The organism is Blastomonas natatoria (assembly GCF_003201955.1).
Lineage (GTDB): Bacteria > Pseudomonadota > Alphaproteobacteria > Sphingomonadales > Sphingomonadaceae > Blastomonas > Blastomonas natatoria.
Genome location: NZ_QJJM01000048.1, coordinates 1 through 1,423, shown reverse-complemented (window position 1 = coordinate 1,423; position 1,423 = coordinate 1). Strand labels below are relative to the sequence as shown.

Genomic DNA, 1,423 nt, shown 5'->3' with positions numbered 1-1,423 from the left:
GTTAGCGTCCGCGCTCGTGGTGTAATTTCTGGTGTAGATTGAGGTGATCGCGCGGGGTGGGGCATGCCCCACCCCGCGCGATTTCGATCTCGGTGGCCACCGGGCTCATTGGTAAGGTGGAGTTTCCAAGCTTCACACCAACCAAGGAGTTGATCCCGATGACCGAAGACAGACTACCGCTTGCCGAGCTTTTGGCGAAGAGCGGAGATGGAGATTTTCTGCGCACCATTGCCGAAAGCGTATTGCAGATCATCATGGAGGCCGACGTCGAGGGCCTGATCGGTGCCGCCCGGCATGAGCGCTCCGGCGATCGCACGACCTGGCGCAACGGCTACCGCGACCGCAGCCTCGACACGCGGCTCGGCACGCTCAACCTGAAGATCCCCAAGCTGCGGACGGGCGCATACTTCCCGGGCTTCCTGGAGCCGCGGAAGACGGTGGAGAAGGCCTTGGTCGCCGTGATCCAGGAGGCGTGGATCGCCGGGGTCAGCACCCGGCGGGTCGATGATCTGGTGCAGGCCATGGGCATGACCGGCATCTCCAAATCCTCGGTCTCGAAGCTGTGCAAAGATATCGACGAGCGCGTCCATGCCTTCCTCAAGCGCCCGCTAGCAGGCGACTGGCCCTACCTCTGGCTCGATGCCACATACCTGAAGGTGCGCCAGGGCGGCCGGATCGTCAGCGTCGCCGCGATAATCGCCGTTGCCGTCAACACCGAGGGCAAGCGCGAGATCGTCGGCCTGCACATCGGCCCATCGGAGGCCGAGGTGTTCTGGTCCGACTTCCTCAAGGACCTCGCCCGCCGCGGGCTGACGGGGGTCAGGCTGGTCATCTCGGATGCCCACGAAGGCCTCAAGGCGGCAATCACCCGCGTCCTCAGCGCCACCTGGCAGCGCTGCCGCGTCCACTTCATGCGCAATGCGCTGGCATACGTCCCCAAGGGCCAGAACACGGTCGTTGCCGCCGCCATCCGCCAGGTCTTCCTCCAGCCCGATCATGCCGCCGCGACACAGGTCTGGCGGCAGGTTGCCGACCAGTTGCGCGCCCGCTGGCCGAAGCTGGGCACCTGCATGGATGAAGCCGAGCATGACGTGCTGGCCTACATGACCTTCCCCGAACAGCACCGGGTCAAGCTCCACAGCACCAATCCGCTGGAGCGCCTGAACAAAGAAGTGAAGCGCCGCGCCGATGTCGTCGGCATCTTCCCCAACGAGGACAGCATCATCCGTCTCGTCGGCGCCGTCCTGCTCGAGCAAAACGACGAATACCAGCTCCAGCACCGCTACATGCAGATCGAGGGCATGGCAGCGCTCGCCACACCAACCATCGAGGAGGCTCAGCCGCTACAGATTACACCAAAGGCCGCCTGAAAATGCAGCCCGCTGGCCACAACCGAATTTACACCACGTTGACGGACACGACC

1 protein-coding gene is annotated in these 1,423 nt (G+C 63.9%); it reads left to right on the top strand.

The window, feature by feature from the left end; genetic code table 11:
* Positions 1 to 158: 158 nt before the first annotated feature.
* Positions 159 to 1,370 carry an IS256 family transposase gene (locus tag C7451_RS19660; RefSeq protein ID WP_066119276.1) on the top strand — a complete coding sequence of 404 codons (1,212 nt, stop codon included), beginning with the start codon at positions 159 to 161 and terminating at the stop codon, positions 1,368 to 1,370.
* Positions 1,371 to 1,423: the final 53 nt, after the last annotated feature.

Bases quoted from the DNA above. Each gene is read 5' to 3' on its own strand.
- C7451_RS19660 (WP_066119276.1), top strand. From the start codon at position 159: ATGACCGAAGACAGACTACCGCTTGCCGAGCTTTTGGCGAAGAGCGGA.